Below are 17,795 nucleotides of genomic sequence, written 5' to 3'. Positions count from 1 at the left end.
CACGCTTGACGGCCATCACGGGAACGACGAGTACATGGGACTCGCTTCCAGTCCTCCCGGCGGGAGGCGCGCAGCATCGGCACTCAACCGAGCAACTTGGACATACTGCCACATGGAGCAGCCCGGATGCCAATCGGGGCCGGTGAGGCGTACCTCACCGGCCCCGATGGGGTGGAAGCGCTGCTCAGCCCTTGCGCCAGAGCACCCAGCCGCGCTCCGCGTTGTACTTCGCGACGTGCCAGCCCGGGAGCGGCTTCTCCCAGCTGGACTCCGGCTTCGGCTCGGCTTCCTTGCCCTTGGCGTCCTTGGCGGCGTCTTCCTTGGGCTTGGGGTAGGTCAGCAGCATGGCGGTGGCCTGCTCCGGCGGGGTGTTGCCGTGCTTGACGTTGCTGGTCCAGACCCGGCCGCCGTAGACCTCGAAGGCCAGCGACATCCGGGTGCCCCAGGGGAGGTCCCAGTCCAGGATCACGCTGTCGTCCTTGCCGATGCCGGCCTCCTTGGCCAGGCCGACGGACTCGTACTTGCGGGTCTTGGAGTGCGGCTCGGCGACGTTGTCGGTGACGGCGACCGTGGCGAAGGCGGCGAAGATCGTCAGGCAGCCCACGACGGCCGCGACCACCCGGCGCCCGCCGGCCACCCGCAGCAGCAGGCAGGCGGCCAGCACGGCGAGCGCGCCGAGCGTCGTGCGGCCCATGTGCAGGCCGTCCCAGGTCGAGGCGAGGAACTGGGCGTCCGGCACGGCCCACGGGATGATCCAGACGTTGAGCTTGGAACCCGCGTACTCGGTGACCGACAGCCCGGCGACCACCAGGACCACCGCGCCGATCCCGGCCAGCCGCAGCACCGAACGCGTCCCCGCCCGGAACAGCACGGCCAGGCCGGCCACCAGGAACACCGGCACCAGCACGGCGCAGTAGCGGGCGTACACCCAGTTGTCGACGCGGTTGTCGTCCGCGAGGCCGGCGGCGGAGGCCAGCGCGGTGCCGCACAGCATGGCGACCATGCAGAAGGCCACCACCCGCTCGGCCACCGGGAACCGGCGCTGGAACACGGCCACCACGCACAGCACGAAGGCGATCGCCCCGAGGCCGTAGGTGGAGATCATGAAGTACCAGAGCTCGCCGAAGGTCCGGACGATGATCGTGCCGAGGAGCTTGCGGGTCTCCAGGTTGTCGAAGACCTTGTTGCCGACCCCGGCCCCCGGCACGTCCTTGAACTGGCTGGTGACGTAGGAGGCCAGCAGCTTGACGCCGAGGAAGGCCACCCCGAGCGCGCCGATCCCGGCCGCCGAGGAGAGCCGCGGGGCCCAGCCGAAGGCCAGCACCACGAGCAGGACCAGCGCGGTCAGCGCGACGACCACGCCGCCGCGGTCGTGGGTGGCCATCGAGTAGCCGGCCGCCAGGCTCATCGCCACCGCGTGCAGCGAGCGCCGGCGCAGCGATCCGGGCGAGAGCCAGCCGTGCATCCCGATCAGCCAGACCAGCAGGAGCACCGGGAGGACGGCGTCCGTCATGACGAACTGGGAGTAGAAGATCACCGGCGGCACCAGCGCGACGGCGGTCCCCGCCAGGAAGGCGTGCGGCCGGGCCAGGCCCAGGCGGCGCGCGGCCACGAAGGCCAGCGGGAAGACCAGCGCGTTGAGCACCGCGTTGATGCCCATGATCAGGTGGTACGCGGTCGCGGGGTTGTCGGCGATCCGCAGCGCCGGTGAGATCAGCAGCGGGTAGCCACCGGGGATGATCACACCGGTGGGCATCTCGCTGGCGGGCCGGCCGGCCAGCACCCGCGCGATCGCGAGGTAGCCGTCCTCGTCCGCGTGCACCGAGGGGTAGTAGTTGTGGATCGACAGCGACAGCCGGAACGCCGTCTGCGCGAGGTAACCGAGCAGGACGGCCGTCGGCCAGAACCAGCGGTGGGCGGCCAGGGCCCTCAGTCGGAGAAGCGCGGCCGGAGGGGCCTTCTGCTCGGCGGCCCCGGTCTCGTTCCCGTCGCCGCCCTCCTTCAATGTCTGCCCGTCGGTCGCATGGGCAGAATCGATCAGCGGCTGCACCGGGACACTTCCCTCGTTGTTGGAACCAGCACTTGTCATGTCTTTCTCACAGGTGCCCGCGAGTCGCCCACACGCACCCCCAGTCGTTGGATCGCACGGGAAGTCTGCCATGCGGCCCGATGTGGAGCCACCGTGATCATTCGGTGAATCGTGCACGTCCGAACGCCCTGGGCAACCGCCTCTCCACGTCCGCCCGCCCCTCGCCCGTCGTCCTGGACAACGCGGGGCCGGCGGGCGGGCGTTCAGCCCCGGCCCGCCGGCCGCGGTGGGTCAGCTGCTGCGGACGGCGCGACCGACCATGGCACCGGCGTGCGCGAAGTCACCCGCGCCGAGGCGCCCGGCGGCCACCATCAGCGCGTGCAGCCGGGACGACAGGTGCAGGTCGGCCGAGCGGGCCGCGGCGTTCCAGCCCTTGGCGCGCAGTTCCTTGGCGATCAGCGCGTAGTACTTCAACTCCTCGTCGAAGCGCTTGCCGTCCTTGACCCGGTTCGAGGAGTCACTGGCCTGGTGGCGGCGGTAGCGGAACACCTCGCGCTCGTCGACCAGCAGGTTGCCGCCCTCCATCAGCATGTCGACCATGAACGCCAGGTCGTGCACGGCGTCGATGTCCGGGCGGTACGGGATCTTCGACAGCGCGGACTGCCGGTAGAGGAGCGACGGGGTGTACAGCCAGTTCCCGGACAGCAGGCTCTTCACCGCGTCCTCGCCGCTGATCAGACCGGCCTTGCGGGCCGGGGCGGCGATCCGGCGCTTGACCTTGTCGCCGATGCCGAGCGACGGCACCAGGGTCCCGTCGCTGTCCATCACCTTCACGCCCGGCTGGACCGCGATCGCCTTCGGGTCGGCCTTCATCCGCTCCAGGACGACGTCCAGGTAGTCGGGCTCCAGCAGGTCGTCGGCGCCCATCATCGAGACGAACTCGCGCTCGGCCAGGGTCGACGCCTTGTAGGTGTTGCCGTTGGGGCCCAGCCGCTCCTCGTTGCGGACGTAGCGGATCCGGTCGTCGTTCAGGCCCTCGATGTACTCCAGCGCCCGGTTGCCCGGGTACTGGTCGTCCACCACGGTCAGCCGCCAGTCCTGCTGGTGCTGGGCCCGGATGCTGTCGATGGTGGCGAACAGGTACTCCGGGTCGCCGTAGTACGGGATGACGAAATCGACGCTCATGACGGCGCCGCACCTCCTGGTCCTGGATCACACTTCGGTGCCGCCCGGCCGCGGCCGTCGGGCGGGTCCAGTCAACCAGCTTCCGGCCGGTGATCACCCCGCGGTGCCGCTCCGGAGCACCGCACCACCCCCCGGCGGAACGGTCCGGGGACCCCCCGGTTCACCGGCCCCGCCGGAATCGCGGATTTCCCCGCTTCATCCGGAATCGCCGATCGGCGCGGCGAGTGTCCGCTTTGTCGGCGGATTCCCGGCATTCCGTACACATCCGGGGGCGATTTACCGCTCCTGTTAAAGTCCCCTCCGGGGCACCGGGCCCCCACCGGGTTTCGAAGGGCTCCCGAATGACCATCAGCGCACTCGACGAGCTCGAAGAGACGGGCCGGCCGCGCGCCACTCCACCTGATTCCGCCACCTCCCCGCGGCCTTCCGCCGGCCGCCCGGAATCGCGGTGGTGGCTGATCGCCGAGGGCGCGACGGGGGTCGCAGCGGCCCTGTTCGCGACGTGGCTCGCGCGTTACGTGAACGTGAACCCCATGCTGCGGATGGGCCAGGTGAGCGGGCTCGCCTCGCTCCAGCTCTTTCTGCTGCTGATGCTCGGGGCGACGCTCGCCGTGGTCATTCCGACAATGCGCCGCTGGAATCTGCTCCCGGTGCAACTCGGCGCGGCCGCAATCTCCGGACTGGCCACCGGAATTACCGCGGCGGGCATCTCGGTCGCGCTGAAGGGCACCAGCTGGCCGCTGAACGGCCAGAACGGCGACTCGGCGACCCTGCAGAACTGGGCCTACCAACTGCTCCACGGCGGCTCGGTCGACCAGACCTACCCCCCGCTCTTCCCCCACCTGCTGAGCCTGACCACCCGCTTCGTCACCGACGGCGACCCGGGCCACGCGCTCAAGCTGCTCGACCTGGTGTTCACCGCGCTGCTCGGCCCCACCGCCTACCTCGCGTGGCGGCTGCTGCTGCCCCCGCTGTGGGCGCTCGGGATCGGCGTCACCGCCGCGCTGCCGCTGCTGGACCCGTACAAGCCGTACACCTCGATGGTCCTGGTCGGCCTGCTCCCCGTGCTGGCCAAGCTGATCCAGCTGATCCAGCGCGCCCAACTGCTGCGCCGGCGCGAGGCCGTGCTGCTCGGCGCGGCCGTCGGCGGCACCCTCGGGGTGCTGTTCCTGCTCTACTCCGGCTGGTTCGTCTGGTCCGCCGCGGGGCTCGTCGTGCTCGCCCTGGTCCTGCTGGTCCGGCTGCAGCGGGTGCACGGCTTGCGCGCCCTGGGCGTCGCCGGGCTGCTGCTGGGTTCCACCGCTGGAACGTTCCTGCTGGTCTCCGGCAGCTACCTGTACCAGCTGCTCACCGCGGCCGGGGCGGCCGTCGACCGGTACTGCTACTTCGACGTCTACACCGAGCCCACCTACTTCGCGATGTCGGGCAGCGACGTGCCCGGCGCGCTGGCGTACAGCAGCTGGCCGCTGCCGGGCGAGATCGGCGGTGTCGGCCTGTTCGTGCTGCTGCTGCTCGCCGGGGCCGGCGCGGCGCTCGCGCTCGGGCCGCGCAACTCCGTCGTGCTGGCGGTGGCCGCGGCGGCGGCGAGCGCCTTCCTGATGCGCTACTGGTACGCGTCGCACATGTTCCAGAACCAGGCGATCATGCTCTACCCGCGCACCAACGCCCAGCTGCTGTACTGCTTCATCGTGCTCACCGGCCTCGCGCTCTTCCTCGGCGCGGAGCGCTACCGCAGCCGGCGGCTCAAGACCGAGCGCGCCCCCGGCCCGATGGCCGCCGTCCGCACCCCGCGCGGCGCCGTGGTGGGCGCGTTCTGCGCCCTCGGGCTGCTGTTCGGCATGGCCGCCTCCTCCACCGCGAGCACCTACATGCCGCAGGACCCGAAGCTGCGGGCCGGCTACGGCAACTTCGCCTGGGCGGCGCAGACCCTGCGCTCGCCGTCGGGCAACTGCTCGCCGTACACCACGGCCGACGCCTGCCGGAAGTCGGCGACGCCGGACGAGGTCGCGACCTACCTCGAGCAGCGGGCCGTCGAGCAGGCCCAGCAGCTGCAGCAGCAGCCGCTGAAGTCGCCCTGCTCGGACTACAACCCGTACCCGAAGGCCGGCTCCGCCTCCGGTCGGCTCACCGCCGCGATGGCCGCCCTGGTCCGCGGCTGACCACGGCCCGGTCCCCCGGTACGACGAAGCCCCTCCCGCGGGTCGGACGCGGGAGGGGCTTCGTGGTGTACGGGTCGGATCAGCGGCCGTCGAGGGCGTAGATCCGGACCGGGTCGTTCCCGCTGACCAGCCGGAACCGGGTCGGGGCGGTCTCGACCCGGTCGACCAGCTGCTTGTCCCGCCAGCCGGACGGGTCGAGCGCCAGGTACTGGGCACCCGCGCGGTGCAGGGAGGCCTCGAAGGTCTTGAGGTCGTTGTCGCCCTGGACCTGGACGAGCTTGCGCTCCATCTTCATGCCCATCAGCGGCAGCCGGATGTCCGGCCCGGTGTCCGAGAGCGCGATGACCGAGCCCTTGGGCAGCTTGCGCGCGCTGGGGAAGGTGAACCACGGCCAGACCGTGTCCTGCTGGGTGCGGGTGTTGCGCATCAGGTCGACGGCCTCGTTCACCGTGTAGTGGTGCCAGTCCGAGGCCTGCACGAAGGTGGGCTCGCTGGTCCGCCACATCGAGTTGCCGGTGGTCCCCACCAGGGCGAACCCGACGGCCACCGCGACCGCCCAACGGGCGTACCCGGCCGCTCCGGCCGGCCGCTCGCTCGTCCCGGTGACCCAGGTCAGGAACACCGCGAGGAAGACGCCGCCGAGGATCGGCAGGTAGACGGTGTAGCGCGCCCACCACGGGCCGGGGCTGGCGGCGGCCATCACCAGCATCGGCAGCAGCAGGCCCAGCAGCGGCGCCCACTGGCGGCGCACCACGAAGACGACCAGGCCCAGCAGCACGCCGGGCAACAGCACCCAGAGCCACCCGGTGCCCAGGCCGCCCAGCCGCTGGTCGTAGGAGAAGGGGTTGGCGACCGGGGTGGTCCAGGACTCCCAGAGCTGCGCCGGGACGCCGCCGGCGGACTTGATCACGCCGGGGGTGTTGTTGACCATGATCAGGTCCTGGACGGTCCCCTTGCCGGTGAACCCGAACATCGTGAACGGGTAGAAGGGGTTGTCGTACTTGATCCAGGTCCGGATGTACCAGTACGAGGACAGCAGCACCGAGGGCAGCACCATGGCCGTGCCGAGGACGACCAGCCGGCCCACCCCGTGCCGCAGGGTCACGGCGGAGCCGCCGTCGGCGGTGGCGGCGGCCGCGCGGCGGTCCGCGAGGAAGGTCACCACGACCTGGCCGATGCCCACCGCGACGACGCAGGCCATGGTCAGCAGGTTGGAGGCCTTGACGCTGGTGCCGAGGGCCAGCGCGAGGCCGGCCAGCCACAGGTGGTTGAGCCGCCCTTCGACGGCGCCCCGGCCGTTCGGCAGGGCCAGCACGAACTGGAACGCGGCCGCCGCGGTGGTCGCCGCGCCCACGTCGACGTAGGAGGTCGAGGACTGGGCGATGACGGCGGGGATGGTCAGGAAGCCGAGGCCGGCCAGCAGCGCGTGGTCCCGGCGGGCGCCGAACCGCACCGCCAGGCCGACCGCGGCGGTGAAGCCGAGCAGGAAGAAGGGCAGCCCCGCGGCCCAGGACCAGCGCAGGGTGTGGGTGAAGACGCCGGCCCAGGCCCCGAGGACCTCCTGGCCCTGCGGGTAGACGTCCGACCAGAACGCGGCCGGGGTGTGGCCGATCCGGCCCTCCTGGATCCACTGCGCCGGGCCGACCAGGTGGTACCACATGCCGTCCCACTCGCTGGGCAGCACGAACGAGCCGAGCGCGATCCGCCAGCCGTACACCGCCAGCACCAGCAGCGCCAGCACGACCACGGCCGGGTTGCGCCAGATCGACCCGCAGCGGCGGACCGCGCGCAGGACGCCGGAGACCGTCTCGCGGTGGCGGATCAGCAGGGCGGGCCGGGTGCGCACCACGACCACCTCGGCCGCACCGACCAGGACGGCCGCGGCGAGCATCGGAACCGGCTTGAGGCCGTGCACCGGAACGCCGATCAGCAGGGCCAGCCCGATCAACTGGGCCACCGACGCCATGATCCAGCCCGAGACGGCCTCAGCGGCGCGCCACGGACCGATCGCTCCGATCACATGCGCCGTGCCGACGGCCGTCGCCAAGAGAGCTGTCAACAGCCCCAGTACGCCCACGAGAGATCCTCAACCCATCCACAATGCGGCCTCATGCGGCGCTTGACAGTGACCTGGGCGACGGTACCAGAGGCATCCAAACGCTTAATCGATTACCCAACCGGAGGTAAATTGTCCGAATAGTCACCGCTCGTCCCCTGCGTAGGAGAGGCATAAGAGGGGTGCGGGGGGTGCTCGAAGGGCGTTCGAGCCGGTCTGTATCCTTGCCGTGCACGCGTGTCGCCGGGGGGCTCCCAGGGCTGCCAGGGGTCAGTGGTGCCGAGGTTTCTGCGGTACCGAGGTGACGCCCGAGTCCCCCGCACCAGGAGGCGCGCTTTCCCGCTTCTTCGTCAGAGGACAACCAGAATGGCCCAGATTCTCCGGGCGTTGCAACGGGTGGACAACCAGGTCCACCGATCGGTCCGTGAGCGGTTCGGCGACAAGCGTTCGGTTGACGTCAGCAAGGCCCTGTCCTGGACCGGCGAGCACGCCGCAGGCTGGCTCGCGCTCGGTGTCGCCGGTGCGATCGTCGACAGCGAGCGCCGCGGCAGCTGGCTGCGGGCCACCGCCGCGGTGGCCGGCGCCCACGCCGCCAGCATGGCCGTCAAGCGCGTCGTGCGCCGCCCCCGGCCGAACGGCCCGGGCATGGAGCCGCTCGTGAAGACCGCCGGGAAGCACAGCTTCCCGAGCTCGCACGCCACCTCCTCCGCCGCCGCGGTGGTCGCCTTCGCGCCGCTGCTGCCCGCGGCGACCATCGCCCCGGTCGCCGGCGCGGTGTGCTTCTCCCGCCTGGTCGTCGGTGTCCACTACATGTCCGACGTGGTCGGGGGCGCCGCGCTCGGCGCCGCCGTCGCCGCGGCCGGCCGGTCCTGGATCACCAAGGGACACCAGGCCGATGTCTGAGGCGACCCTGGATTCCCCGACCGCGACCGCGCCGGACATAACCGCAGCGCAGGAGGTCCGCGCCGCGGTCGAGGCCGACACCGCGCCCGCCGTCCGCCCGTTCCGGCTCAAGGCGCTCCCCGGCGGCCTGATCCGCAACGCCCGGCCCCGCCAGTGGGTCAAGAACGTGCTCGTCCTCGCCGCCCCCGGCGCGGCGGGCATGCTCACCCACAGCCACGTGCTGCGCCAGGTCGGCATCGTCTTCGTGCTCTTCTGCGCGGCGGCATCGGCGATCTACTTCCTCAACGACGCCATGGACGTCGAGGCGGACCGCGCCCACCCGACCAAGCGCAACCGCCCGATCGCCGCCGGCATCGTGCCGCTGCCGGTCGCCTACCTGTGCGCCGCGCTCCTCGGCGGCGGCGCCATCACCGGCGCCCTGCTGCTCTGCAACACCCCGACCGCCATCGCGCTCGGCTGCTACCTGGTGATGCAGTTCCTGTACTGCACCGGGCTCAAGCACATCCTGGTGGTCGACCTCGCCTTCGTCACCTCCGGCTTCCTGATCCGCGCCATGATCGGCGGCCTCGCCGCCGGGATCCAGCTCTCCCAGTGGTTCCTGATCACCACCGGGTTCGCCGCGCTCTTCATGGTCGCGGCCAAGCGCTACTCCGAGCTCGTCAACATGGGCGACAAGGTCGGCAGCTCGCGCAAGGTCCTCGCCGAGTACAGCGACAGCTACCTGCGCTTCGTCTGGCAGGCCTCGGCCGCCGTCACCGTGCTCAGCTACTGCCTCTGGTCCTCCGACCACACCGGCAACGCCGACACCGCGCTGCGCCAGATCACCGTGCTCCCGTTCGTCTTCGCCATCCTGCGGTACGCGATCTTCGCCGACCGCGGCGCCGCCGAGGCCCCGGAGAACGTGGTGCTGAAGGACCGTCCGCTGCTGCTGCTCGGCGCCATCTGGGCCGGGCTGTACGGCTTCTCCGTCCTGGGTACCGTCTGACATGGCCGGCCGTGAACAGCTCCGTTCCGCACTGCCGGAGCTGCTGAAGTTCGGGGTCATCGGCGGGCTCGGCTACGCCACCGACGTCGTCCTGTTCGTCCTGCTCCGCGACCCGCTCGGCCCGGTCCTCGGCAAGGTGGTCTCGCTGAGCGCCTCGACCGCGGTCGCGTTCGTCGGGAACAAGTACTGGACGTTCCGGGAGCGCCGGGCCGGCGCGCCGACCGGCGGGACCGGCCGGGAGACCGCACTGTTCCTCGTGGTCAACCTGGTGGGCGCGCTGGTCCAGCTCGGCTGCCTCGGCTTCTCGCACTACCTGCTCAAGCTGACCAGCCCCACCGCGGACCTGGTCTCCAGCAGCGTGATCGGCATGGCCCTGGCCACCGCCCTGCGGTTCTGGGGCACCAGGACCCTGGTGTTCCGCGAGGCCCGCGCCTGACCGATCCGTCCGACCGTACGAGGAAGGGCCGCACCCGACGGGTGCGGCCCTTCCTCGTACGCGCTCCCCGCCCTGCGGGGCCGCCCGGTCAGTTCTCGGAGCCGACCGGGGCGTCCAGGCGGTCGTTGTTGTGCCGGATGCCCTCGGTGATGGCCACGGTGCGGGCCAGGTCCGTGAGCTTCTTCTCCAGCGAGCGGAAGCGCAGGTAGGTGTTGAGGGTGAGGAAGCCCATCGCGATCACCATCAGGTAGAGCACCAGGTCGGTGCCGCGGCCGACGCCGAGGGCGGTGGCCAGCTTGGTCACGCCGGCCGGCCACAGGATGGCGACGACGTTGACGATCACGAACAGCGAGAAGGCGATCCGCTTCCACGCCCGGGTGTTCGCGGCGTCCCAGCGCCGGACGAACAGGAGGGCCATGGCCACCGCGGCCACGACCAGGATCAGCTGGATCCAGAGGTGATTCATCGGCGGTTACGCTCCCGCAGCGAGATGTCGAAGAGGATGTTCACGCCGTTGATCAGGGACTGGCCCTTGGCGCGCGAGTAGTCGGTGTAGAGGATGTCCACCGGCAGCTCGGCGACCCGCAGGTCCGAGCCGGCGAGGAAGGAGACGATCTCCGAAGCGTGCGCCATGCCGTTCATGGTGATCTTGATCCGGCTGGCCGCCTCGCGGTTCATCACGCGCAGACCGTTGTGCGCGTCGGTGAGCTTCAGCTTGCGGGCCGTCGGGCTGACCGCGGCGGCGGTGCGGAGCACCACCCGCTTGATCCACGGCACCTGGCCGGTCTGCTCGATGAAGCGGGAGCCGAGCACGATGTCGGCCTCGCCCTCGCGCAGCAGCGCCACCATCTTCTCGACGTCGGCGGTCTGGTGCTGGCCGTCCGCGTCGAAGGTCGCGAAGTACTCGGCGCCGTCCTGGGCCAGGGCGTACTTCAGGCCGGTCTGCAGCGCGGCGCCCTGCCCCAGGTTGACCGGGTGGCGCACCAGGTGCGCGCCGGTCGTCATGACGTGCTTGGCGGTGTCGTCGGTGCAGCCGTCGTCGATCACCACGATGTTCGGGAAGGTCTTGCGAGCCCCCTCCACGACCTCGGCGATCACCTGGCCTTCGTTGTAGGCCGGGATCACCAGCCAGACGTTGTCATACTCGGACACAGGTGCTCCATGCTTGGCGAACGGCACGGCGTCCCGTGCCTCGGGTCTGTCTGTCGGTGATGATCATGGGCGACGGCCGATCACGGTCCGGTCCCCCGCCTCAGGAGGTCCGCAGCGGCTCTGCCGCGGTCCGGTCGGCGGGTGCTGCTGCGGGCCGGGAGGGGAAGGCGCGGTACAGCGACCACAGCATCAGTACGGCACTGACCAGTGAGCCCGCCAGGTACGCGAACTCCGCGCGGAGGCCGACGGCACCCGGAGCGAGCGCGACAGCCACCAATGCTACGGAACCGGCGGTCCAACCGACCAGCTGGCGGCGGTGCTGGGCGCTCGACATCAGCGCCTGACCGAACACCGTCGCGAGGACGTAGCAGAGCGTCCCGAAGACCAACCAGACGAAGTCCAGCGGGCCGAGGACGTCCTTGGCGTTGAAGAGCAGCGGGTTGAGCTTGGAGCCGAGCACGATCACCGGCAGCCCGCCGCCGATGCACATCGCGGCCACGATCGCGGTGGTGCGGGTCAGCACCTTGCGGAACTCGGCGTGGTCGCCGGCCGCGGCGGCGCCGGAGAGCGCGGAGACCATCGAGGCCTGGAGCGCGCTGTAGGCGAACAGCGGGGCACGGGCCATCACCACCGCCTGGCCGATCGCGAAGACCAGCGCGTCGGAGGCCTCGGAGTGCTTCGGCGAGAGCAGGCGGACGCAGACCACCGTCGCGTTGACGACCAGCTGGCTGAGCATCACCGAGGCGATCAGCAGGCCGAGGCCACTGGTCAGCTGCTTCCAGGACACCTCCGGGCCGGGGGTGCGCTCGGCGAGGGTGTCGCGCAGGCCGATCAGCGAGGCGGCCAGCGGGGAGACGAAGAGGATCAGGCCGAAGACCAGCGCCGAGTGCAGGCCGACCGCCGCGGCCAGCGCGGCCAGGCCGATCCGCAGGCCGCCGTCGACCGCCAGCTGGGTGCCGTACGGGCCGAACAGCCCGAGGCCGGCCAGCGCACCGCGGGCGACCGAGCTGACCGCGAGGCCGGCCAGGCCGCCGGCCAGCGCGACCACCAGGGCGCGGTCGCCGCTGAACAGCAGGTCGGCGACCGGGCGGGCGGCGACCGCCAGCACCGCGCAGACCGCGACCAGGAGCCCCATGGCGAGCAGCAGCATCCGCCGCACCGCGGGCAGCGCGCCGTGTCCGGCGACCTTGCGGGCGGCCACCAGGCGGGTCAGTTCGAGCTCGACGGGCTGGAAGAGCCCCCACCCCACGGACATCACGATGGTCCAGAGCATCGTCACGTTGGCCTTGCCGACGGCGCTCAGGCTGTAGCCCACGAGCGCCATGTAGACGTACGCGGAAGCCCCGAGCACCACCGTGCCACCGACCACGAGCCGGGCCCCCGGGGGAAGTACCCCGAGCAGCTTGGCGATCGGGTTCTTCATCACATGACCACCGAATTCACCGGCCGGCCTTGCCACACGTCTCCGCACGAGGCCGGCCGGGCCGTGCGATTGCTGTGAATAGTAGCGGGTGGCCGTGAATGCCCGGTGCGCGTCGGCCCCCGGCGGACTCCTCGTCAGGCCCGGGGGCAGTGCGGCCCCGGGGCTGCGTCCAGAGCATGTCCGGGTCGCCCGGTACGGCGACCGGCACCCCCTGCTCCGCCCCAGCATACCGAGCGTCCCATTACCCCAAGTGGCCGAGGGGTGCAAAACGGCCGACGGCGAACGGCCGGACCCGGTGGCGGTCCGGCCGGTCCGGCCGGCGGTTCAGGAGCCGGAGGGCGGTCCGGACGGTCCGGCGGGCCCGGCGGATCCGCCGCGGAAGACCCAGACCTTCAGCAGGACGAACCGGGCCACCGTGGCCAGCCCGTTGGCGACCACCAGCCCGCCGACCTCCACCGGCCGGGAGGCGTCCGGCACCACCCGGTCGAGCAGGGCGAGCACCCCCGAGCTGAGGCCGAGCCCGATCAGGAAGGCCACCGCGCCCTGCAGCTGGTGGCGGACCATCCCCTGCGAGCCGACCACCCCGAAGGTGAAGCGCCGGTTGGCCGCCGTGTTGGCCACCGCGCTGACGGCCAGGGCGATCAGGTTGGCCGCCTGCGGGTCGGTGAACCACCGCGCGACGACGAACAGCCCCAGGTAGAAGACGGTGCTGAGGACGCCGATGACCAGGAAGGACGGCAGCTGGCGGCGGGCCCCGGGGGCGGGCCCGGCGGGCTCCTCGGTGAGCGTCACAGCCCCCGGCCCCGCTGCTCGTCGTCCTCGGCCGAGTCGTAGCCGACGAAGTAGGTCGGCCGCGCCTGCACCGCCGAGTAGATCCGGCCCACGTACTCGCCCAGCAGCCCGACGCAGATCAGCTGCACGCCGCCGAGGAAGAGCATCCCGATGAACAGCGAGGACCAGCCGGGCACCGTCGACCCGAGCGCGTACGAGACGGTGGCGTGGATCCCCAGGGCGATGCAGACCACGAAGCTGACCAGGCCGAGGCAGGTGGCCAGCCGCAGCGGGGCGGCGGAGAAGTTGGTGATGCTGTCCAGCGCGAGCCGCACCATCTTGGACAGCGGGTAGTGGGTGCCGCCGGCCACCCGCTCCTCGCGGACGTACACCACCTCGCCGCTGGGGAAGCCGAGCCACGGCACCAGCAGCCGGTAGACCGGCTGGTGCTCGGGCAGCTGCTTGAGGGCGTCCACGGCGGCGCGGCTGAGCAGCCGGAAGTCGCCGGCCTGGTTGGGCATCCGCTTGCCGACCAGCCGGCGCATCAGCCAGTAGTACGCGCCCGCCGAGCGCCGCTTGAAGGCCGTGTCGGTGGCGCGGTCCCCGCGCACCCCGTAGACCACGTCGAGGCCCTGCTGACGGGCCAGGTCGAGCATCTCCGGGATCTTCTCCGGCGGGTCCTGGAGGTCGGCGTCGATGCTGACCACGTAGTCGCCGAGCGCCCGGTGGATGCCCGCGGTGAGCGCGGCCTGGTGCCCGGAGTTGCGGGAGAAGCGGACGATGCGGAACTCGGGCCAGTCCTGCCGGATCTTCTGCATCAGCACGGGCGTGGCGTCCCGGCTGCCGTCGTCCACCCCGACGACCTCGTAGTCGACCCCCAGCCCGTCCAGGATCGGACGCAGCCGCTCGACGGTCAGCGGGAGCGCCTCCTGCTCGTTGTAGATCGGCATCACGACCGACAACAGCGGTGCCGTAGACATGCGTTGGATCCCACTTTCCGCGACGGCGGGGCTGGCTGGTGAGGCGACCATAACAGTCGGCCATGAGCTGCCCGTGAGAGGAAGTGCGCCCAGGTGAGCGCGGGGTTAGACACCGAAGACGCCGAAGGGCCCCACGCACCGCGAGGTGCGTGGGGCCCTTCGGACTGGCCTGTACGAGGCAGGCAGGTCAGAGCATCAATTACTTGATGATCTTGGTGACCTGGCCGGCGCCGACGGTGCGGCCACCCTCACGGATGGCGAACTTCAGGCCCTCCTCCATGGCGATCGGCTGGATCAGCGCGACGGTCATGGCGGTGTTGTCGCCCGGCATGACCATCTCGGTGCCCTCGGGGAGGGTCACGACGCCGGTCACGTCCGTGGTACGGAAGTAGAACTGCGGGCGGTAGTTGTTGAAGAACGGGGTGTGGCGGCCACCCTCGTCCTTCGACAGGATGTAGGACTGGGCCTCGAAGTCGGTGTGCGGGGTAACCGAACCCGGCTTGATGATGACCTGGCCGCGCTCGACGTCCTCGCGCTTGATGCCACGGAGCAGCAGACCGACGTTCTCACCGGCCTGGCCCTCGTCGAGCAGCTTGCGGAACATCTCGATGCCGGTGACCGTGGTGGTGGTCTTGGTCTCCTTGATGCCGATGATGTCGACAGTCTCGTTGACCTTGAGGATGCCACGCTCGATACGACCGGTGACGACGGTGCCACGACCGGTGATCGTGAAGACGTCCTCGATCGGCATCAGGAACGGCTGGTCCACGGCGCGGGCCGGGGTCGGGATGCTCTCGTCGACGGCGTGCATGAGGCCGAGGAGCTTCTGGCCCCACTCGGCGTCGCCCTCGAGGGCCTTCAGCGCGGAGACGCGGACGACCGGCAGGTCGTCGCCCGGGAACTCGTACTCGGAGAGCAGCTCACGGACCTCGAGCTCGACGAGCTCCAGGATCTCCTCGTCGTCCACCATGTCGGCCTTGTTCAGGGCGACGACGATGTACGGAACGCCGACCTGGCGGGCCAGGAGGACGTGCTCCTTGGTCTGCGGCATCGGGCCGTCGGTGGCGGCGACCACCAGGATGGCACCGTCCATCTGGGCGGCACCGGTGATCATGTTCTTGATGTAGTCAGCGTGACCCGGGCAGTCGACGTGGGCGTAGTGGCGCGCCTCGGTCTGGTACTCGACGTGCGCGATCGAGATGGTGATACCGCGCTGACGCTCCTCCGGGGCCTTGTCGATCTGGTCGAACGGCGTGAAGGGGTTGATCTCCGGGTACGCGTCGTGCAGCACCTTGGTGATGGCCGCGGTCAGCGTGGTCTTGCCGTGGTCGATGTGACCGATGGTGCCGATGTTGACGTGGGGCTTCGTCCGCTCGAACTTCGCCTTGGCCACTGAGTCCTCCTGAGGACAGTTCCTGTACGCCGTGCTGACGTCAGTTGGTCTTTGATACGGGCCCGGCCCGAGTGCCCGAAGCACCTCGTGCCGCCCCGTGGTTGGGGGGCCGGAGGCCCTGGGAGGATCCGGACGGATCCTCCCAGGTCACCTCCTAAGAGCCTAAGGGGTGTGAATCATCCCGAATATCGGGACGTCACTCGCCCTTGGACTTGGCGATGATCTCCTCAGCCACGGCCTTGGGGACCTCGGCGTACGAGTCGAACTGCATCGAGTAGCTCGCGCGACCAGAGGTCTTGCTGCGCAGGTCACCGACGTAGCCGAACATCTCGGAGAGGGGCACCAGCGCCGTGACGACGCGGGCACCGTGACGCTCGTCCATGGACCGGATCTGGCCACGGCGAGAGTTGATGTCGCCGATCACGTCGCCCATGTAGTCCTCGGGCGTGGTGACCTCGACGGCCATCATCGGCTCGAGGAGGACCGGCTTGGCCTTCTTCGCGCCTTCCTTGAAAGCCATCGAACCGGCGATCTTGAACGCGAGCTCGGAGGAGTCGACGTCGTGCGCCTGACCGTCGAGCAGGCTCACGCGGACACCCTGCAGCGGGTAGCCGGCGAGGATGCCGAACTCCATGGCCTCCTGGCAACCGGCGTCGACCGACGGGATGTACTCCCGCGGAACGCGGCCACCGGTGACCTTGTTGACGAACTCGTAGCCCTCGGCCTGCTCGAGCGGCTCGATCGCGATCTGCACCTTGGCGAACTGACCGGAACCACCGGTCTGCTTCTTGTGGGTGTAGTCGATGCGCTCGACGGCCTGACGGATCGTCTCGCGGTACGCGACCTGCGGCTTGCCGACGTTGGCCTCGACCTTGAACTCACGCTTCATACGGTCGACCAGCACCTCGAGGTGCAGCTCGCCCATACCCGCGATGATGGTCTGGCCGGTCTCCTCGTCCGTGTTGACCTGGAAGGACGGGTCCTCCTCGGCGAGACGCTGGATGGCGACACCCAGCTTCTCCTGGTCACCCTTGGACTTGGGCTCGATCGCGACGCGGATGACCGGGGCCGGGAAGTCCATGGACTCCAGGATGACCGGGTTCTTCTCGTCGGACAGCGTCTCACCGGTGGTGGTCTGCTTCAGGCCCATGACGGCGACGATGTCGCCGGCGCCCACCGACTCGATCTCCTCACGCTTGTTCGCGTGCATGCGGTAGATCTTGCCGATGCGCTCCTTCTTGCCCTTGACGGCGTTCAGCACCGAGGTGCCGGACTCCAGGCGGCCGGAGTAGATCCGGACGAAGGTGAGCTTGCCCAGGTGCGGGTCGGACATGATCTTGAACGCCAGCGCGGCCAGCGGCTCGTCGTCCGAAGCCTTGCGGGAGATCTTGGTCTCCGGGTCGTTCGGCTTCGTGCCCTCGACGGACTCGATGTCCAGCGGGGACGGCAGGTACTTGACGACCGCGTCGAGCAGGGGCTGAACGCCCTTGTTCTTGAAGGCGGTACCGCAGAAGATCGGGGTGAAGTCCGAGTTCAGGGTGCCCTTGCGGATCGCGTCCTGCAGCAGCTCGACCGGGATCTCCTCGCCCTCGAGGGCGAGCTCCATGATCTCGTCGCTGACGTTCGAGACCGTGTCGATCAGCGTCTCGCGGTACTCGTCCGCCTGGTCCTGCAGCTCGGCCGGGATGTCGACGATGTCGTACATCTCGCCCTTGGCGGCCTCGGCCGACCAGATCAGGGCCTTCATGCGGACCAGGTCGACAACGCCCTGGAAGTCCGCCTCGGCACCGATCGGGAGCTGCATCACCAGCGGGGTGGCGCCGAGGCGCTCCACGATGGTGTCGACGCAGAAGAAGAAGTTCGCGCCCGTGCGGTCCAGCTTGTTGATGAAGCAGATGCGCGGGACGCCGTAGCGGTCAGCCTGCCGCCACACGGTCTCGGACTGGGGCTCGACACCGGCGACACCGTCGAACACCGTCACGGCGCCGTCGAGGACGCGCAGCGAACGCTCCACCTCGACGGTGAAGTCGACGTGACCCGGGGTGTCGATGATGTTGATGGTGTGATCGGCATCGTCGACGGTCCAGTGACAGGTCGTCGCGGCCGACGTGATCGTGATGCCGCGCTCCTGCTCCTGCTCCATCCAGTCCATGGTGGCAGCGCCATCGTGGACCTCACCGATCTTGTACGACACACCGGTGTAGAACAGGATCCGCTCGGTGGTGGTGGTCTTGCCCGCGTCGATGTGCGCCATGATCCCGATGTTGCGGACCTTGGCGAGGTCAAGGGAGGTTGCAGCCATGGTGGCTCGTTCTCTCTCTGT

14 protein-coding genes are annotated in these 17,795 nt (G+C 70.1%); 4 read left to right on the top strand and 10 right to left on the bottom strand.

Translation table 11 applies throughout. The features are described from left to right. Positions 1–184: 184 nt before the first annotated feature. Together ACFVXG_RS13165 and ACFVXG_RS13160 are read right to left on the bottom strand one after the other, a co-directional pair. Complete coding sequence (locus ACFVXG_RS13165) at positions 185–2,089, bottom strand: hypothetical protein (RefSeq protein WP_387927010.1); 1,905 nt, start codon at positions 2,087–2,089, stop codon at positions 185–187. 231 nt (positions 2,090–2,320) lie between these two features. Then, positions 2,321–3,214, bottom strand: a complete 894-nt coding sequence (locus tag ACFVXG_RS13160) for a glycosyltransferase family 2 protein (RefSeq protein ID WP_387927008.1) — start codon at positions 3,212–3,214, stop codon at positions 2,321–2,323. A gap of 341 nt (positions 3,215–3,555) precedes the next feature. Here ACFVXG_RS13160 and ACFVXG_RS13155 point away from each other — a divergent pair, with 341 nt between their 5' ends. Beyond that, the gene (locus tag ACFVXG_RS13155; RefSeq protein WP_387927006.1) at positions 3,556–5,373 is read left to right on the top strand and encodes a hypothetical protein; all 1,818 of its coding nucleotides are present in this window, start codon (positions 3,556–3,558) and stop codon (positions 5,371–5,373) included. 79 nt (positions 5,374–5,452) lie between these two features. On the opposite strand, the gene ACFVXG_RS13150 is transcribed toward ACFVXG_RS13155, so the two are convergent. Then, a complete protein-coding gene (locus ACFVXG_RS13150; RefSeq protein WP_387927004.1) occupies positions 5,453–7,432 on the bottom strand; it encodes a hypothetical protein in 1,980 nt (659 codons plus the stop codon). Between the two features lie 363 nt (positions 7,433–7,795). Here ACFVXG_RS13150 and ACFVXG_RS13145 point away from each other — a divergent pair, with 363 nt between their 5' ends. Genes ACFVXG_RS13145 through ACFVXG_RS13135 form a run of 3 tightly spaced genes read left to right on the top strand, consistent with a single transcriptional unit; the run spans position 7,796 to position 9,753 of the window. Beyond that, a complete protein-coding gene (locus tag ACFVXG_RS13145; protein ID WP_387927002.1) occupies positions 7,796–8,332 on the top strand; it encodes a phosphatase PAP2 family protein in 537 nt (178 codons plus the stop codon). After that, a complete protein-coding gene (locus ACFVXG_RS13140) occupies positions 8,325–9,317 on the top strand; it encodes a decaprenyl-phosphate phosphoribosyltransferase (RefSeq protein ID WP_387927000.1) in 993 nt (330 codons plus the stop codon). The genes ACFVXG_RS13145 and ACFVXG_RS13140 overlap by 8 nt, the downstream gene beginning before the upstream one ends. Before the next feature lies 1 nt (position 9,318). Further along, entirely contained in the window at positions 9,319–9,753 is a 435-nt protein-coding gene (locus ACFVXG_RS13135) for a GtrA family protein (protein ID WP_387926998.1), read from the top strand. 88 nt (positions 9,754–9,841) lie between these two features. On the opposite strand, the gene ACFVXG_RS13130 is transcribed toward ACFVXG_RS13135, so the two are convergent. From ACFVXG_RS13130 to fusA, 7 genes are all read right to left on the bottom strand, one after another. Continuing rightward, complete coding sequence (locus ACFVXG_RS13130) at positions 9,842–10,219, bottom strand: DUF2304 domain-containing protein (RefSeq protein WP_387926996.1); 378 nt, start codon at positions 10,217–10,219, stop codon at positions 9,842–9,844. Further along, positions 10,216–10,905: a glycosyltransferase family 2 protein gene (locus tag ACFVXG_RS13125; RefSeq protein WP_350503578.1), complete on the bottom strand. Its 690-nt coding sequence runs from the start codon at positions 10,903–10,905 to the stop codon at positions 10,216–10,218. Before ACFVXG_RS13125 ends, ACFVXG_RS13130 begins: the two co-directional genes overlap by 4 nt. 100 nt (positions 10,906–11,005) lie before the next feature. Further along, a complete protein-coding gene (locus ACFVXG_RS13120) occupies positions 11,006–12,328 on the bottom strand; it encodes a hypothetical protein (protein ID WP_387926994.1) in 1,323 nt (440 codons plus the stop codon). Positions 12,329–12,652: 324 nt separating this feature from the next. Beyond that, on the bottom strand, positions 12,653–13,120 hold the full coding sequence (locus ACFVXG_RS13115) for a GtrA family protein (protein WP_387926993.1): 468 nt from the start codon (positions 13,118–13,120) through the stop codon (positions 12,653–12,655). Next, positions 13,117–14,079 (bottom strand): glycosyltransferase family 2 protein, encoded by a 963-nt coding sequence (locus tag ACFVXG_RS13110; RefSeq protein WP_387926992.1) that lies wholly within the window; start codon positions 14,077–14,079, stop codon positions 13,117–13,119. Before ACFVXG_RS13110 ends, ACFVXG_RS13115 begins: the two co-directional genes overlap by 4 nt. Before the next feature lie 199 nt (positions 14,080–14,278). Next, entirely contained in the window at positions 14,279–15,472 is a 1,194-nt protein-coding gene (tuf, locus tag ACFVXG_RS13105; protein ID WP_375882058.1) for an elongation factor Tu, read from the bottom strand. Positions 15,473–15,668: 196 nt separating this feature from the next. After that, positions 15,669–17,774: an elongation factor G gene (gene fusA, locus ACFVXG_RS13100; RefSeq protein WP_387926990.1), complete on the bottom strand. Its 2,106-nt coding sequence runs from the start codon at positions 17,772–17,774 to the stop codon at positions 15,669–15,671. Positions 17,775–17,795 lie beyond the last annotated feature (21 nt).

This window comes from Kitasatospora sp. NPDC058162, from assembly GCF_042884005.1.
Classification (GTDB): domain Bacteria; phylum Actinomycetota; class Actinomycetes; order Streptomycetales; family Streptomycetaceae; genus Kitasatospora.
The sequence above is the reverse complement of the archived record's forward strand: the minus strand, read 5'-3'. Positions and strand labels throughout refer to the sequence as shown.